Source organism: Synechococcus sp. 65AY6A5 (assembly GCF_002760415.1).
Taxonomy (GTDB): domain Bacteria; phylum Cyanobacteriota; class Cyanobacteriia; order Thermostichales; family Thermostichaceae; genus Thermostichus.
This window is the reverse complement of record NZ_AXUW01000002.1, coordinates 315665-331555: the sequence shown is the minus strand read 5'-3', so window position 1 is coordinate 331555 and position 15891 is coordinate 315665. Positions and strand designations below refer to the sequence as shown.

At 61.5% G+C, this 15891-nt stretch carries 13 protein-coding genes; 6 read left to right on the top strand and 7 right to left on the bottom strand.

The features are described from left to right. The first annotated feature begins 17 nt into the window (after positions 1-17). Both SYN65AY6A5_RS13255 and SYN65AY6A5_RS13250 read left to right on the top strand, forming a co-directional pair. Entirely contained in the window at positions 18-1874 is a 1857-nt protein-coding gene (locus SYN65AY6A5_RS13255; RefSeq protein ID WP_011431199.1) for a S8 family serine peptidase, read from the top strand. Further along, the gene (locus SYN65AY6A5_RS13250; protein ID WP_011431200.1) at positions 1874-2095 is read left to right on the top strand and encodes a hypothetical protein; all 222 of its coding nucleotides are present in this window, start codon (positions 1874-1876) and stop codon (positions 2093-2095) included. The genes SYN65AY6A5_RS13255 and SYN65AY6A5_RS13250 overlap by 1 nt, the downstream gene beginning before the upstream one ends. A 101-nt stretch (positions 2096-2196) precedes the next feature. On the opposite strand, the gene SYN65AY6A5_RS13245 is transcribed toward SYN65AY6A5_RS13250, so the two are convergent. Beyond that, positions 2197-2556, bottom strand: coding sequence for a pentapeptide repeat-containing protein (locus tag SYN65AY6A5_RS13245; RefSeq protein WP_011431201.1), 360 nt, complete (start codon positions 2554-2556; stop codon positions 2197-2199). Between the two features lie 477 nt (positions 2557-3033). On the opposite strand from SYN65AY6A5_RS13245, the gene SYN65AY6A5_RS13240 reads away from it, so the two are divergent. Next, positions 3034-4146 (top strand): ATP-dependent 6-phosphofructokinase, encoded by a 1113-nt coding sequence (locus SYN65AY6A5_RS13240; RefSeq protein ID WP_099812844.1) that lies wholly within the window; start codon positions 3034-3036, stop codon positions 4144-4146. A gap of 161 nt (positions 4147-4307) precedes the next feature. Here SYN65AY6A5_RS13240 and SYN65AY6A5_RS13235 read toward each other — a convergent pair whose 3' ends face one another. Next, a complete protein-coding gene (locus tag SYN65AY6A5_RS13235) occupies positions 4308-5324 on the bottom strand; it encodes an adenylate/guanylate cyclase domain-containing protein (protein ID WP_011431202.1) in 1017 nt (338 codons plus the stop codon). 133 nt (positions 5325-5457) lie between these two features. Between SYN65AY6A5_RS13235 and SYN65AY6A5_RS13230 the strand changes: the two genes are divergently transcribed. Next, positions 5458-5943 carry a CGLD27 family protein gene (locus SYN65AY6A5_RS13230; protein ID WP_099884720.1) on the top strand — a complete coding sequence of 162 codons (486 nt, stop codon included), beginning with the start codon at positions 5458-5460 and terminating at the stop codon, positions 5941-5943. A 47-nt stretch (positions 5944-5990) separates the two neighbouring features. After that, positions 5991-6923 (top strand): bifunctional riboflavin kinase/FAD synthetase, encoded by a 933-nt coding sequence (locus tag SYN65AY6A5_RS13225; RefSeq protein ID WP_099813328.1) that lies wholly within the window; start codon positions 5991-5993, stop codon positions 6921-6923. Between the two features lie 47 nt (positions 6924-6970). Here the strand turns inward: SYN65AY6A5_RS13225 and cobS are convergent, their stop codons facing one another. From cobS to rpoD, 3 genes are read right to left on the bottom strand one after another with little or no spacing between them, the layout of a single operon-like run. Next, positions 6971-7750: an adenosylcobinamide-GDP ribazoletransferase gene (gene cobS, locus SYN65AY6A5_RS13220; protein WP_099812842.1), complete on the bottom strand. Its 780-nt coding sequence runs from the start codon at positions 7748-7750 to the stop codon at positions 6971-6973. 32 nt (positions 7751-7782) lie between these two features. Next, on the bottom strand, positions 7783-8163 hold the full coding sequence (locus SYN65AY6A5_RS13215) for a DUF4342 domain-containing protein (protein ID WP_228375312.1): 381 nt from the start codon (positions 8161-8163) through the stop codon (positions 7783-7785). Positions 8164-8187: 24 nt separating this feature from the next. Beyond that, positions 8188-9402: an RNA polymerase sigma factor RpoD gene (rpoD, locus tag SYN65AY6A5_RS13210; RefSeq protein ID WP_011431207.1), complete on the bottom strand. Its 1215-nt coding sequence runs from the start codon at positions 9400-9402 to the stop codon at positions 8188-8190. Positions 9403-10053: 651 nt separating this feature from the next. Between rpoD and metH the strand changes: the two genes are divergently transcribed. Further along, positions 10054-13713 (top strand): methionine synthase, encoded by a 3660-nt coding sequence (gene metH, locus SYN65AY6A5_RS13205; RefSeq protein ID WP_099812841.1) that lies wholly within the window; start codon positions 10054-10056, stop codon positions 13711-13713. Between the two features lie 4 nt (positions 13714-13717). Here the strand turns inward: metH and SYN65AY6A5_RS13200 are convergent, their stop codons facing one another. Both SYN65AY6A5_RS13200 and SYN65AY6A5_RS13195 read right to left on the bottom strand, forming a co-directional pair. Continuing rightward, positions 13718-14521 carry an ABC transporter permease gene (locus SYN65AY6A5_RS13200; protein WP_206336834.1) on the bottom strand — a complete coding sequence of 268 codons (804 nt, stop codon included), beginning with the start codon at positions 14519-14521 and terminating at the stop codon, positions 13718-13720. A 268-nt stretch (positions 14522-14789) separates the two neighbouring features. Beyond that, positions 14790-15701, bottom strand: a complete 912-nt coding sequence (locus tag SYN65AY6A5_RS13195) for an alpha/beta hydrolase (protein ID WP_228375314.1) — start codon at positions 15699-15701, stop codon at positions 14790-14792. Positions 15702-15891: the final 190 nt, after the last annotated feature.

Genomic DNA, 15891 nt, shown 5'->3' with positions numbered 1-15891 from the left:
GGATCCCGAGGGCGTGCATGATGAACTTCAGACGCTGGTTGGGTCTCTGCTGCGCTGGCCTGATGGCACTGCTGCTGACGGCCTGCGGCAAGGGATCCACCCCCTACGACAGCATCGTGGTCAACTTTGTCAACACGGCCACTCCCACTGAGATCGCTGCTCTTGCCAAAGCCTACAATTTGCCGCTGCGACCCAGCAGCAACAGCGCTTTTGCCCGCCAGGAGGCTATCTACCTGTTCGATGTGGATGCGGAACATCCAGGAGCCACACGGCGGCTCATCAAACGGCTCTCGCGGGAAGCCCTGGTCGAGTATGCCCACCCCAATTACCAATTTCAGGCGGCTTTTGTGCCCGACGATCCCCTCTATCCCCAGCAATGGAACCTGCGAGCCATCCGCATGCCGGAAGCCTGGGACATTTCCCAGGGAGAAGGGGTGACGGTAGCCGTGGTGGACACCGGGGTGACGCGGGTGCCGGATCTGGCCCAAACGCAATTTGTGCAGGGCTACGACTTCGTGGACGACGATGAGGATCCCACCGACCTCAACGGCCATGGCACTCATGTGGCCGGCACCATCGCCCAATCCACCAACAACACCCTAGGCGTGGCCGGGGTTGCCTTCAAGGCCAAGATCATGCCGGTGCGGGTGCTGGATGCCAATGGTTTTGGATCCCTGTCAGACGTGGTGGAAGGGATCCGCTATGCTGCCGACCACGGCGCCACGATCATCAACCTCAGCCTGGGTAGCCGCGCTTCGGCCCGACTGATGGAGGAGGCCGTAGCCTATGCCCACAGCAAAGGGGTGACGATCATCGCCGCCGCCGGCAACGAAAACTCAAGCCAGGTGAGCTACCCGGCCCGCTACCCGCATGTCATCGCCGTCTCGGCCACCGGGCCCGATGGCAGCAAAGCCCCCTACTCCAACTATGGGGTTGGGGTAGATATCGCCGCTCCCGGCGGGGCCAAGACTCCCGAGCATCCTGAGCACGGCATTCTGCAGCAGACCATCAACCGACGCAACCCCAACGAGCCGGTCTTTGCCTACTTCCAAGGCACCAGCATGGCCACTCCCCACGTGGCCGGCGTAGCAGCGCTGATCCAGGCTCAGGGCATCAAAGATCCGGACAAGGTGGAAGAGGTGCTGAAGATGTCGGCCACCCCGGTGCCCGGCGACAAGCAGAACTTCTACGGCGCCGGTCGTCTGGATGCTGCCAAGGCGCTGGCCAGGGCCACCGGTCAGCAAGAGGAGAACCCCCTGCTGCTGTGGCTGAAGGACTTCCTGCAATACCTGAACAACAACGGCTACCTCAACCCTCGCTTCTGGTTTGACGGCGGCCCGATTGCCCTGGTGCCCAAGCTGCTGATGGTGGTGGGCGGCTACATCATCCTGGTGCTGATCCGCTGGTGGCTGGCTCCCAAGCCCATGCTGGCAACGGCGCCCCTCCTGGGAGGGATCCTGCTGGGCAGCGCCGGCCTCTTCCCGCTGCAGGGCCTGGCCATTGTGGGTGCCCCTCGCTGGCCCTTCCAATTGGCGGGGAGCTCCCTGCCGGAGCTGGGCACGGCCTTAGCCCAGACCAATGCCTTGAACCCCTTGTTTGCCAGCGTGTTGATCCCAGGGCTGTTGATGGTGCTGCTCCTGGGACATCGGCGCTGGCGTTGGGCGGTTGTCGGCCTCTCCATCGGCATGGCCTCCCATCTGCTTCTAGCTGGATCCCTGTTCTATGAGGGGGTACTATGGCTTGGATCCTCTGCTTGGCTGGGGCGCTCCTTCTTGCTTCTCAATGGTTTGCTCTGCCTGGGCCTGGCCTATTTGGGGGCGCAAGCCATCCTGGATTCCCAGCCCAGCAGCACCGGTTTAGCGCTGAGGAAGTGATGCAAGAATACAGCGGTACCATCGAGTTCCTGGATATCGAAGGGGGGGTGTGGGTGCTGACGCTCCCTTCCGGCCAGCACTACGCCCTCTTCCGCGCCCCCAAAGAGCTCTTACAAGAGGGGTTGGAAGTCACCATCCAGGGACAGCTCAAAGAAGATATGGTGACGGTGGCTCAGGTGGGGCCGGTCTTGGAGGTGAAGAGCTTCCGGACGCAGCCCTAGCTAACCCGATAAACAGCCTGGGATCCCCGCCTGGGGATCCCGATTTTTTTAGAGAGCTTGCTGCGGCTGCAAGGCAGCACCCGCCTTGATTGAAAGCTTGACTAAAACTCGAACCGTTGCATCCCTGCCGTTACCGGATCGAAACCGGCGGGGAAGCAGGTGTTGTGGTTGTACTGGGCTCCGCTTAAATTGGCTCCCTCCAAACAGGCTCCCTCCAGGTCGGCATAGCGCAGATCGGCACAGCGCAAGTCGGCATTGGCCAGATTGCTGCCGCGCAGGTTGGCATAGCGCAGGTTGGCCCCATGCAAGTCAGACCCGCGCAGGTCGGCCCGGCGCAGATCGACCCCCCGCAAGAAGGCGTACTCCAGACAAGATTGGGGAAAGTGACGCTCTCCTTGCCGGTAACGGCTGAGCAGCTCTGAGGCCCCCCGCAGCCCACATTGGGCAATGGTTTGAGTCATAATGCTTCTCCCAACTCAGACCCGATCCTTATATCTCCATCATCTCTACCCTTATTGGCCTGAATGGGTTTTGATCAAAGTTGCTTAACAAATAATTTTGGTTTTTTGGCAAGTTGTTCCCCCCAAGTCTTGCCTACAAGATCTATCCTCAGAGATAGCGGAAACTGCTCCAAACTTAGCTTTGCCAAGCAATATTTCTTAATTCTTTGTTGTGAAGGATGCTGAACAATTGGTCTTGTCTGCGGAGCCGCTCGCCCACTGCAAACTCTGCTAGGCATCTTGGTCCCAAGGGCTGGACATAATCAATCCAGCCGTCGCCTTCCCTTCTCTGCGGTTGGTCAAGCGCCCCATGGCTACAGCTTGCTAGGGCCCAGGGCCCGCTGTAAGCCACTTGCAGGAGTAGAGTCTAGTCGGCTCGAAACTGCGGAGCGAAGAAGTTCTTAATTTTTTTGTTCAAACTGTTCATCCTAGAGCACCATGCCGAAACGGAAGCGAATTGGGATCCTCACCAGCGGTGGCGATTGTGGCGGCCTCAACGCCGTCATCCGGGCGGTGGTGCGGCGGGCCCGCGACTATGACATGGAGGTTTACGGCATCAAAAACGCGACCGCAGGTCTGATGGCGCGACCGGTGGAAGCGGAGCTGCTGGACGTGAAGCGGGTTTCGGGCATTTTGCGCTATGGCGGCACCATTCTGGGTACGGTGAACAGGGGCAACCCCTTCGCCTATCCCATGCCCGATGGCAGCTTGGTGGATCGCTCGGCAGAGGTGATCACGGGTTACCACCGGCTGGGGTTGGATGCGCTCATTGGGGTGGGGGGAGATGGCAGCCTGGCCATTCTCCGGCAGCTAGCTTTGCAGGGGGATTGGAACTTTGTCGGGATCCCTAAGACCATCGACAACGATGTCGGCGCCACCGAGTATTCCGTGGGATTCAATACGGCTCTGAGCGTGGCGGTGCAGGCTCTGGATCAGCTCACCTACACGGCCATCAGCCACAGCCGCGTCATGGTCATGGAGGTGATGGGGCGGGATGCCGGTCACATTGCCCTCAGCGCTGGCATCGCCGGGGGGGCGCATGTGATCCTGATCCCGGAGATCCCCTACAAGCTGGAAAACGTCTGCAAAAGAATCCTCGACCGCAAAGAGCGGGGCAACAATTTCAGCATTGTGGTGGTGGCGGAGGCTGTTCGCACCGAGTCGGGAGAGCCGGTGACCTACACCAACAGCCTGGGGCAGTCTCTCTACGGCGGTATTGGCTATTACATCGGCAACGAGATCGCGCTGCGCACCGGCATCGAGACGCGGGTGATGGTTTTGGGCCATCTGCAGCGGGGAGGCACCCCTTCTCCTTTGGATCGTCTGCTGGGGGCAGCTTTTGGGGTGGCGGCTGTGGACTTGATCGCCCAGGGCAAGTACGACCGCATGGTGGCCTGGCAAAATCGGCGCGTGGTGGATGTGCCCCTGGCAGAGGCCATCGCCCAGTACCGGCGGGTGGAGGTGGATGGGGCTTTGATCGCCACGGCTATCGGGCTGAATACCTATGTGGGCGAGGTGGATCCGCAGCTTTTGCGCAGGTTTTCCCCCTGATCAAGCTCTGCCACCACCGATTCACCCCAGTCAGGAGTCGGGCTCTTGTGCGGTCGAAAGGGCCTTGCCCTCCCATCGGCCGACAGAGCGGCAGAAGGTTCTGGAAGAACAGCGGGATCCCATGGCCCGGCGAGCCGTCCCCAGCTATCGGGATGCGGGGTCTAGGTGCCGAGAACGGCCTGCAGAGCCCCCACATCGCAGTAGTACACCTGGTGCGGGTGGGTATATCCCTTGAGCTGAACCGCCTGCTGCGCAAAGCAGGTAGCTGCCTGTCCCAGTTGTTGCGCCAAGCAGGTATAGGTGTCGTGGCTGATGGCCAAGTCGGCGTTGAGGGTGCGGGTAACACTCTCGATGCGAAAGGCCAAATTGACCGTATCGCCCAGGGCGGTGTATTCCTGGCGGGTGTTGTTGCCCACCTGGCGCACAATGGCCGAGCCGGTGTTGACGCCCGCCCCCAGGCGCAGGGGAGAAGGCAGCGGAAACTCGCCGTTCAGTTGCTCGGTCATCTGAAACAGCTTCACCATGGCCCGCAAAACCGACTTCACGTCGAGCTCGATCCCCACTTGTTCAGCTTGTAAGGGATCCTCATTGGCCTGGGGCGCATGAAACCAGACGGCCATGATCGCGTCGCCGATGTACTTATCGACAGTGCCGCCGTACTGCTGAATGATATCTCCGCCGCGCCGGAACCAATCGCCCATCACCTGGGAGAGGAGGCGCTCGTCCAGTTGCTGGGTCAGTTGTCCGTAGCCGCGCACATCCACCACGGCCACCGAGATCAGCCAGCGGGTTTGCAAAACCAGGGTGTCCGACAGTTTGGCCGCAGGACTGGGTTCTGGGCTGGCCAGGGATCCGCTGTGGAACTCGAGCTGGGATTGTCCGAGGGTGAGGTGATCTCCATCTTGCAGCAGGGTGGGAATGCTGACGCGGCGATTGTTGACGAACGAGCCGTTGCGGCTGCCCAGATCGATGAGATAGATGCTGTTGTTGTCCAGGTATTGCAGCAGGGCATGTTGGCGGGAAACGCTGGGATCGGTCAGGACGATGGCGTTGTCTTCATCGCGGCCCAGCGTCCAAGCGGTCGCTCCGGCGAGAATGTACTTCCTCTGGCTGCCGTCCGGCTCTCTCAGGATCACATAGGGGGCGGTGGTGGCGGCAGGTTCGCCTGGGACGCTCATGGTAGAACGAGAGGTAGATGCGACCACACTCTAATACGATACTCCTCTTCTCCTCGGTTGAACTGCGGCTGGGCTGGGCTTGGCGGGGGGCTGGGCCTGCCAGTATCATTTTGTGTAGATACATTAAGGCCATATGGTGGATCCCTCCCATCCCATTCCTGCTGAGCAACAGCCGCTGCGGCAGTATGCAGAGCTGAGGGAGGCCTTTCCTTTTTCCTGGCCCGCTTTGGAGTGGATCCCCTATCTCAAGCGAATCTTCGCTGTTTGGGGGGTGGTCGTGCTGGCGGTTTCGCCGCTGGTCTGGGGCAGCTTTGCCGGGGATTGGGGCCACTTCGTCTCTGGGTCTGTGCTGGGGGCCAATGCCTTGCTCAGCCTGGTGTTGCTCCACCTCTACTTGGGATGGGCCTATGTGCGGCGGCGCTTGGTGCAGGCGCGGATCCCCTATGAAGAAAGTGGCTGGTACGATGGGGCGATCTACGCGAAATCGGACGAGGAGCTGGCGCAGCATCGGCTGATCGTCCACTATCAAATCGACCCTGTGTTGCAGCGCCTGCGACGTAGCTTGTGGGCTGTGGCCGGCCTGAGCGGGCTGATGGCTTTGCTTTGGCCCCTCTGGTAGAGATTGTCGGGCGGTGGTTAATCAGCTGTTGTTCGGGATCCCAAGCGGTGCACGTAACTTCTGACCTGGCTCAAACCTTGCGACCCACCGCCGTTGCCATCGGGAACTTCGATGGCTTGCACCTGGGCCATCAGAAAGTGCTGCAGCCCATTCGCGACTCCCTGCAGGGGGTGCGCACGGTTCTCACCTTTCATCCTCACCCCCAAGAAGTATTGACGGGGCGCAGGCAACTGTTGCTCACTCCCCCTGCCGAAAAGCTGGCTCTGCTGGCGCAGATGGGTTTTGAGCAGGTGGTGTTGCTCCCCTTCACTCCTGCCTTTGCCCGCCAGCCGCCCCAAGAGTTTATCCAAACAGTACTGGAACAGGGCTTGCGCGTTCGCCATCTCAGCGTCGGCTGGGATTTCTGCTTTGGCCACCGTCGCTCGGGCAATGCCCAAACTCTCCAGGCTTGGGGATCCGAGCGCTGCATTCCGGTGGAGGTGATCCCGGAGGCGCAACTGAAGGGGGAGCGGGTGAGCAGCTCTCGCATTCGCGCTGCCCTGGCTACGGGGGAGGTGGCGGCGGCAACGGAGCTCTTGGGCCGTCCCTACCGGCTGATCGGAGAGGTGGTGCCAGGGGATCGGCGAGGCCGAGAGCTGGGTTTTCCCACCGCCAATCTGCGCCTGCCGCCGGAGAAGTTTTTGCCCCGCGACGGGGTGTACAGCGTTTGGGTGAATGTGCCTGCTGAGGCGGCAGCCCTGCCTGGGGTGATGAACATTGGCCATCGGCCCACGTTTGCCGGGCTGCAGCACACCGTTGAGGTGCATCTGCTGGATTGGACAGGCGATCTCTACGGGCAAGAGGTGCAGGTGGCGCTGCAAGGCTTTATCCGCCCAGAGCGGCGGTTTCCCAGTGTGGCAGACTTAATCCAGCAGATCCGGCAGGATTGCCAAACGGCCCGCCAACAATTGGGCTTGGCCAAGCAAGTTGGCCTAGTCTAGAGGCCCTCCCCCTCGGCCCCTCTCCCAATCCCAAAAGGAGAGGGGGGCTAGGACGGGCCAAGCAGGGATCCCCACAACAAGGCTATCGCTTCCGACCATTCCACCGTAGCTCCGTAGGTGTCCCCTGTGTGCCCTCCCAACTGGCGGTAGAGCCAATAGCCCACGGCCAGGGCTCCCAGGGCGGATCCCAGCGTCCAAAGCAGCAAAGGCCGCCAAGCCAGGAGCCCGGCCCAGCCCACCCCCCCGCTGATGGCCAGCAACAGCAGCGTGCCCGGCCACAGGGATCCCGGCAGGGAAGTGGAGTCTTTGAGGAAGCGGGCGGATCCCTGGTTGCGCAGATAGGGGTATAGGACAATGGCGAGCAACTGGCCCCAGCGCCCCCAGGCCGGCACCAAGAGCAAGAGAGGCCAGACCTGCAGGCTGCTCAGGGCAGCAAATTTCAGCAGCAACACCAGCACCAAGGCGAGCACCCCATAGGCCCCGGTGTGGCTGTCCCTCATCACCTGCAGGCGGCGGGATAGCCCGTTGACGGCTGGCCGTTCCGCGTCGGCAAAGCTTTTGGGGACGTTGACCGCCAACCCATCGGCAGTGTCAGCCACCCCATCCAGGTGCAGCCCGCCGGTTAACAGCACCCACAGAGCCACGAGCAAAGCTGCTCGCACCGGCGGCGGGAAAATCTGCAGCAAAAGCGCCGCCAGGGTGAGGATCCCGCCCAACAGCAGGCCCACCGCCGGCAGCCAGGCGGCAATGCCCTCAAACTGTAGCCCGCCCGCCCGCCCCAAAGGCAAGGCAGTGTAGAAGGTCAGGGCTGCCCAGAAGCGCCGCAATTGTTCAGGACGCTCAAAACAACGTTGATCAGCTAAGAATCATCCCGAAGGGTTCGCTCCACCACAATGGTCAGCTTGGCCACCAGAGCCCCGATCGCTCCCACAGCCGCCAACACCGGGAACAGAGCCGCCCCCAACACCCCTGCCGCCACGCCTACGCCCAGAGGGATCTCGATCAGCGTCTGCCCTTCGGCATTTTTGATCAGAATGCGGCGAACATTGGCCTCCTCGATCAGCTCGCGAATTTTGGCCAACAGCTCGTCCCCGCTGATCTTAAACTCCTCCACGTGGTACTCCACCTGGGCCGGAGGTACATCCTTGGCCTCTATGTCGGCCTTCTCAGGAAAGTTGGGATCCGGCGTCTCATTGGGGTTCATGCTGAAGAGGCTCCACACGTCGGTTGGCAGCGGCAACTGAGTCCATCCTAAGACCGGATCCTAGCGGATGTACTCTTTCAACACACTGTTGCGATTGGGGTGGCGCAGCTTGCGCAGCGCCTTGGCCTCGATCTGCCGGATCCGCTCGCGGGTCACATTGAAGATCTGGCCGATCTCCTCCAGGGTTTTCATGCGGCCATCGTCTAGGCCGTAGCGCAGCTTCAACACATCCCGCTCGCGGGGGGTAAGAGTTTCCAGCACGCTTTCCAGATCCTCTCGGAGCAAAACCTTGGCCACCCGCTCCTCGGGGGTTTCCCCTTCCGACTCGATGAAGTCGCCCAGCCGCGAATCCTCTTCTTTACCGATGGGAGTCTCCAGAGAGATGGGAAGCTGAGCCGACTTGGCGATGAAGCGCAACTTCTCGATGGTAATCTCCATGCGGGTGGCGATCTCCTCTTCGGTCGGCCTGCGGCCCAGCTCCTGAGAAAGCTGCTTGGTGACCTTCTTGATGCGGGAGATGGTCTCGTAAAGGTGAACCGGCAGGCGAATGGTGCGCGATTGGTCGGCAATGGCGCGGGTGATGGCCTGGCGAATCCACCAAGTGGCATAGGTGGAAAACTTGTAGCCCTTCTCGTGGTCAAACTTTTCCGCTGCCCGGATCAGACCTAGGGATCCCTCTTGGATGAGATCCTGAAACGACAGGCCCCGGTTCATGTATTTCTTGGCAATGGAGACCACCAGCCGCAGATTGGACTGCACCATCTTTTCTTTGGCCCGTCGCCCCCGATGCAAGCGCCGCCGGAATTCGGGCAGGGACATCTTCACTTCTTCTGCCCACAGCGTCTCCGGTACCTCCTCTGGGTCGGACCAGAGGCCCATACGCTGGAAAACGGCCTCGCGAGCCCGCTCTAGCTCCAGCAGGTCGGCAATTTTGCGGGCTAGCTCAATTTCTTCATCTGCCCGCAACAGGCGGATACGCCCGATTTCCTGCAAATAGACGCGGATGGAGTCATCGGTGTAGGGTTTTTTCTTGCTGGCCGCTTTGCGCTTGGAACGGCCCTTGGCAGCGGCGGCAGCAGCATCGGCATCCTCCTCGAGGGACTCTTCGTCGTCCTCATCATCCTCATCAAAAGCATCAGTGTCACTGGCATCCAGTTCCGTCTCGAGGGGATCCACCTCATTGTCCGCATCCAGAGGGATGGAGGATGAACTTTCCAGATCCGGTTCGAGAAGAGCCGTATGACCAGACTGCACCAATTCCTTTGCTTGAGCCATGCTGAGTTCCTCGTAACTTTAATCACAGACAACTGGAGGAGACTAAGGGGTTCTAGGCCCTGAAATGAGGGAAGCAGGTTCCAACTTTGCTGCGGCCCCTGACGCCAGATGGAGGGAGTCAAGTTCCGCAGACCCAAACCCCACTTGCGCCGGGCAAGCTCGCCCGCTTCTAGGCAACCGATCGCTCAGGCCAATCTCGAAGCAGATATCGCTCATAGGGTTTAACCGAACTGGCGCAAAACCCGTTTTGATGGGTAAAACCTCCTGAGATCTCGAAAGGCAAGTCTTTGGCTTTGCCTATCCCCTGGCACAATCCAGGCCACTTACTGAGAGGGCAGGATATTCAGCACCTCAATCACCCCAACCTATAAGGAGAAGAGCGCATTGCAGCCGCCAGCAAGCGACCTTGAGGAAGATCCCTGCAGGCAACTGTAGCCGTTCACACCAAAATGTCTTCCCTAAATTAGCCCGCCCTTGGGGAAACAGCAACGGGGCAGACGAAGAAAATCTTAACTTCACCCCACCCCGTCCCGGCTCTGAGATCCTGGTCTAGGGGATCCCTGGGTTGGCCTAGTCCGGGGAAGTGGCTCAATGCTACCTTAAATCAGACTACCTTAAAAGGAAAGGATCCCTGCCAGCGCCGCACCGCCTATGACCCATCCCTTCCTGCAGCATCTCCAGGAACGTGTGATCGTCTTCGACGGGGCAATGGGATCCTCTCTGCAAGCCCAGAACCTGACGGCAGCGGATTTTGGCGGGCCGGAGCTAGAAGGCTGCAACGAGATCCTGGTGCTGAGCAAGCCGGAGGCGGTGGAGCGGGTACACCGGGGCTTTCTGGAGGTGGGGGCCGATGTCATCGAGACCGATACTTTTGGCGCCACCTCGATCGTCTTGGCCGAGTACGGGATCGCGGAAAAAGCCTACGAGCTGAACGTGGCGGCAGCGCGCCTGGCCAAGCGGCTGGCGGCGGAGTTTTCGACGCCGGAAAAGCCTCGCTTTGTGGCCGGCTCCATCGGCCCCACCACCAAGCTGCCCACCCTAGGGCACATCGGTTTTGACGAGATGCGGGCCAGCTACGCCGAGCAGGTGCGGGGCCTGATCGACGGGGGGGTGGATCTCCTCATCATCGAGACCTGTCAAGATATCCTGCAGACCAAGGCGGCGCTGGTGGCCGTGCAGCAGGAGTTTGCCCGGCGCGGGATCCGCCTGCCGCTGGTGGTGTCTCTGACCTTTGAGGTGCAGGGGACGATGCTGGTGGGCACGGAGATCGGGGCGGCGCTGGCCATCCTGGAGCCCTACCCCATCGATGTGCTGGGCCTCAACTGCGCCACCGGGCCGGACAAGATGGCTGAGCACATCCGCTACCTCTCCCGCCATTCTCCCTTTCCCATCTCCTGCATCCCCAACGCCGGCCTGCCGGAAAACATCGGCGGCAAGGCCCACTACAAGCTCACGCCGGAGCAGTTGCGCTTCCACCTGGAGCACTTTGTGCGGGATCTGGGGGTGGCGGTGGTGGGGGGCTGCTGCGGCACCCGCCCGGATCACATCGCCGCTTTGGTGGAGGCTGTGCGGGGGCTGCGGCCCAAACGCCGCTCCGTCGAGCGCATCCAGGCTGCCGCTTCCATCTATGCCCCTCAGCCCTACCTGCAGGAGAACTCTTTTTTGATCATCGGCGAGCGGCTCAACGCCAGCGGCTCCAAGAAGATGCGGGAGCTGCTGAATGCCGAAGATTGGGACGGCCTGGTGGCCCTGGCGCGGGAGCAGGTGCGGGAGGGATCCCACATCTTGGATGTCAACGTGGACTATGTGGGCCGGGACGGGGTGCGGGATATGCGGGAGCTGGTCTCGCGGCTGGTGACCCAGATACCCATTCCCCTGATGCTGGATTCCACCGACTGGCAGAAGATGGAGGCCGGCCTCAAGGTGGCCGGGGGCAAGTGCCTGCTCAACTCCACCAACTACGAGGATGGGGAAGAGCGCTTCTTCAAGGTGCTGGAGCTGGCCAAGACCTACGGCGCGGGGGTGGTCATCGGCACCATCGACGAGGAGGGCATGGCCCGCACCGCCGAGAAGAAGTTCCAGATTGCCGAGCGGGCCTATCGCCAGGCCGTTGAGTACGGGATCCCGCCCTACGAGATTTTCTTTGACCCGCTGGCTTTGCCCATCTCCACCGGCATCGAGGAAGACCGGGCCAACGGGGCGGCTACCCTGGAGGCCATCCGCCGCATCCGCCAGGCTTTTCCTGAGGCCCACATTCTCTTGGGCATCTCCAACATCTCCTTTGGGCTCTCGCCGGCAGCCCGCGTGGTCTTGAACTCGGTGTTTTTGCACGAGTGCCGCCAGGCCGGCCTGGATGCCGCCATCGTCAGCGCCGCCAAGATCCTGCCCCTGAGCAAGATCCCGGAAGAACAGCAGCAGGTGTGCCGGGATCTGATCTGGGATCGGCGCCAGTTCAACGCTGAGGGCATCTGCACCTACGATCCCCTGGCGCGGCTGACGGAGCTGTTTGCGGGGGTTTCCGGGCAGGAGCTGCGGGCGACCGGATCCCTGGCCAAACTGCCCTTGGAGGAGCGGCTGCGGCGGCACATCATCGACGGCGAGCGCATCGGCCTGGAGGAGACCCTGGCAGAGGCGCTGCAGAAATACCCCCCCCTGGAGATCATCAACACCTTTTTGCTAGACGGCATGAAGGAGGTGGGGGAGCTTTTTGGCGCCGGCAAAATGCAACTGCCGTTTGTGCTGCAGTCGGCAGAAACCATGAAGGCGGCGGTGAAATACCTGGAGCCCTTCATGGAAAAAGTAGGCGGGGAGGTGTGCAAAGGCACCTTCTTGATCGCCACCGTCAAGGGGGATGTCCACGACATCGGCAAAAACCTGGTGGACATCATCCTCACCAACAACGGCTACAAGGTCATCAATTTGGGCATCAAGCAGCCGGTGGAAAACATCATCGAGGCCTACGAAAAGTACAAGCCCGACTGCATTGCCATGAGCGGCCTGTTGGTGAAATCCACCGCCTTTATGAAAGAGAATCTGGAGGTGTTTAACGAGCGGGGCATTACCGTGCCGGTGATCTTGGGAGGGGCGGCCCTCACCCGCCGCTTTGTGGAAGAAGACTGCCGCCAGACCTACAAGGGCCAAGTCATCTACGGCCGCGACGCCTTTGCCGACCTGCACTTTATGGATCGGCTGATGCAGGCCAAGGCGGCCGGGCGCTGGGATGACCGGCTGGGTTTTCTGGATAACTTCGAGCTGGGATCCCGCTCTGACAACCGCCAGAGGAGAGCTGCGGCAGCCGTGGAGGAAAGGGATCCCACCTTGCCGGCTCCAGAGGTGACCGTGGGCGCCGCTCCTGCCCCTGCTGTCTCGGCTGGCGACGGCGGGGCAGACACCCGTCGTTCCGAGGCGGTTACCCTCGATACCGAGCGGCCCATCCCCCCCTTCTGGGGATCCCAAGTTCTCGAGCCGGATCAGATCCCCTGGCCGGAGGTCTTCTTCTACATCGACAAGCAGGCCCTGGTGGCCGGCCAGTGGCAGATCCGCAAGCCGCGCGACCAGTCGGCGGAGGAGTTTGCCCAGTTTCTCGCCACCCAGGTGGAGCCGGTGATCGAGCGCTGGAAGGAGCGGATTGTTACCGAGGACTTGCTGCGCCCGCAGGTGGTTTATGGCTACTTCCCGGCGCAGGCGGAAGGGAATACGGTGATCCTCTTCGACCCGGCCAGCTTCCCCGAGCTGTTTGCTCTAGAGCCCGGCTCCACCACCTATTTGCAATTGCCCACCGTCGATCGCCCTCGGCTTTCTCCCCAGGTGCGGGAGCTGGCCCGCTTCACCTTCCCCCGCCAGAAGAGCGGCCAGCGCCTCTGCATTGCCGACTTCTTCGCCGACCGCTCCACCGGCCTGGTGGACGTCTTCCCCATGCAGGCAGTTACAGTGGGGCCAGAGGCCACGGCCTACGCCCAGCACCTCTTTGCCGAGGGCCAGTACACCGACTATCTCTATTTCCACGGCCTGGCCGTCACCCTGGCAGAGGCCTTGGCGGAGTGGTGCCATGCCCGCATCCGGCGGGAGCTGGGCTTTGGCGGCGAGGACAGCCCCGACATCCGCCAGATCCTGCACCAGGGCTACCGCGGCTCCCGCTACAGCTTCGGCTATCCCGCCTGCCCCAACATCGCCGATCAGCGAGTTTTGTTGGAGCTGCTCCAGACGGAGCGCATCGGCCTGAGGATGGACGAAAGCGACCAGTTGGATCCTGAGCAGTCCACCACCGCCATCGTCGCCTACCACCCGGCGGCCCGCTATTTCAATACTTGATCCCTCACCCCCGGCCCCTCTCCCTAGAGGAGCGGCTGAGCAGGGGAAAGCCCATCACGGCAACCAAGGTTATCGCGACGATCACGGTGGAGAGGGCGTTGATCTCCGGCGTCACCCCTCGCCGCGCCGTGCTGTAGATCAAAATGGGCAGGGTCTGGCTTTCGGGCCCGCTGGTGAAAAAGGAGATCACAAAATCGTCGATGGAGAGGGTAAAGGCCAGCAGCGCCGCGGCCAGGATCCCTGGCATGGCCAGCGGCAGTGTGACGTAGCGCAGCTTCTGCCAGGTGTTGGCGTAGAGGTCGTAGGCGGCTTCCTCCAAAGCCGGATCCAAAAGCTGCAGGCGGCTGCGCACCACGATGGCCACAAAGGCAATCTGAAAGGTGATGTGGGCAATCACCATCGTCCCCAGGCCCAGCTCAAACCAGCCGGTGTAGGCGCGCACCAACTGGTAAAACAACAGCAGGGTAATGGCCATCACAATGTCGGGGACGACCACCGGCAACAGCAGCAGTCCCTGCACAGCCTTCTGGCCGGGGAAGCGGTAGCGGTACAGCCCATAGCCCAAAAGGGATCCCAGCAGCGTGCTCACCAGGGTGCTGACTCCAGCCAAGACAAGGGTATTTTGCGTGGCCTGCCAGATCGCAGCATTGCGAAAGAGAGCCCAGTACCAATCGAAGGTAAAGCCTGTCCACACCAACCCAAAGCGGGCGCGGTTAAAGGAATAGACAGCAATGAGCAAAATCGGCAGGTAGAGAAAGCCATAGATGGCATAGCTCACTCCCCGCAGCCAGATGGGTATCTTCGCCACTCCCCTTCCTGCCCTCCCAGGGATCTGCCGGAAAAAGCGGCCGCGCTGCCAGCCTACCTCCCTCCAAGTCTATAGCTCGCTGCCTATGGCAAGATGTAGCAAAACTGTATGCTGCCTGCCGCTCCCCTCTCCCTTTGGCGGGGGGGCCGAGGCAGCCGAAATGCCGAGGGGGTTCTCTGTCTGCCGGCCTAAGAAGCTCGGCATGAGGGCGGTTTCTTAGTCTAAATCCGGGAAAGCCACCTTGCCTAAAGGGAGGAGTCGGCGTCCCTTAGTCCAGCTTTGGGCTCAAGCTCTCCAGAAACTCTCGAATCAAGGGCAGCACCTGCTCCGCATGCAGGGCGGGGATGGCGTGTCCAGCACCGGGCAGGATCTTGAGCTGGGCTCCAGGGATCCCCTCCGCATAGGCTTGGCAATGCCAGAGGGGAATGGTGTCGTCCCGCTCAGCGGCAACTACTAGGGTGGGAACCTGAATGGCATGAAGCTGACGTTCGACCGTATCGACGGCAGCTTGGGGGCGCAGGCGCTGGCGGAGAAATTGGCGGGCCACCGGCTGTTGGCGCAGGGATCCCCGCAGCCACAGCAGCCAAGCCAGTCGCTCCTCCCAACGTCCCCAACGGGCCAGGGGGATGGCGGCTCGCAGCAGCCTATCAACCCACGCGCCTTCCCGGAGCAAAAGCCGCATGTGCCGGTAGCGTTTGACAAAGCTGTCGTCGCGGATCCCGGCAGGCGCCAGTAAGACCAACCCCCGCAGGGGGTAACGAATGGCGTAGGCCGCCGCCACCCAGCCGCCAAAAGAGTGGCCCACCAACACCGGCTCAGGCAGGCGCAGCGCCTCGACAAACCCGCGCACAAACTCTACCTCCACGGCGATGTCGTAGCGCAGAGCCGGTTGGCTGGACTGACCAAACCCCAGCAAATCCAGGGCGATGCAGCGGTATCGGTCGCCCAACCCTTGCATCAGCGGCCACCAATTGGCGTGAGTGGCCATGAAGCCGTGCAAAAACAGCAGCGGCATCTCGCCTTGCCCCAGCTCCCGATAGGCGGCCCAGCAGGACTCTGCTCCCGCCAGATTTAATCCCTCCAACTGCACCCTATGCAGCGGGATCTCTTGAATGCGGGCCCTCAACTCCGCCAGACGCTGCGCCAAGGGCAGTCGTTCCAGTAGCTCTTGCTCCCTCATCAGCTCCCTAGTCGACGAATACAGCTTTTTCCACTTCTAAGGGATCCCCTCCGCTCTCTCCGAGCTGGTCGGAAAAAGCTGCCATCAGAACCTCTGGGGTACTCCCGCCACAGCGCAGCTTGGCGGGATGGGGGATAGGCGGTGAGACGAAGGGGTTCAATGCCCCTGAGTCTCACAATCTGGGCGTTGC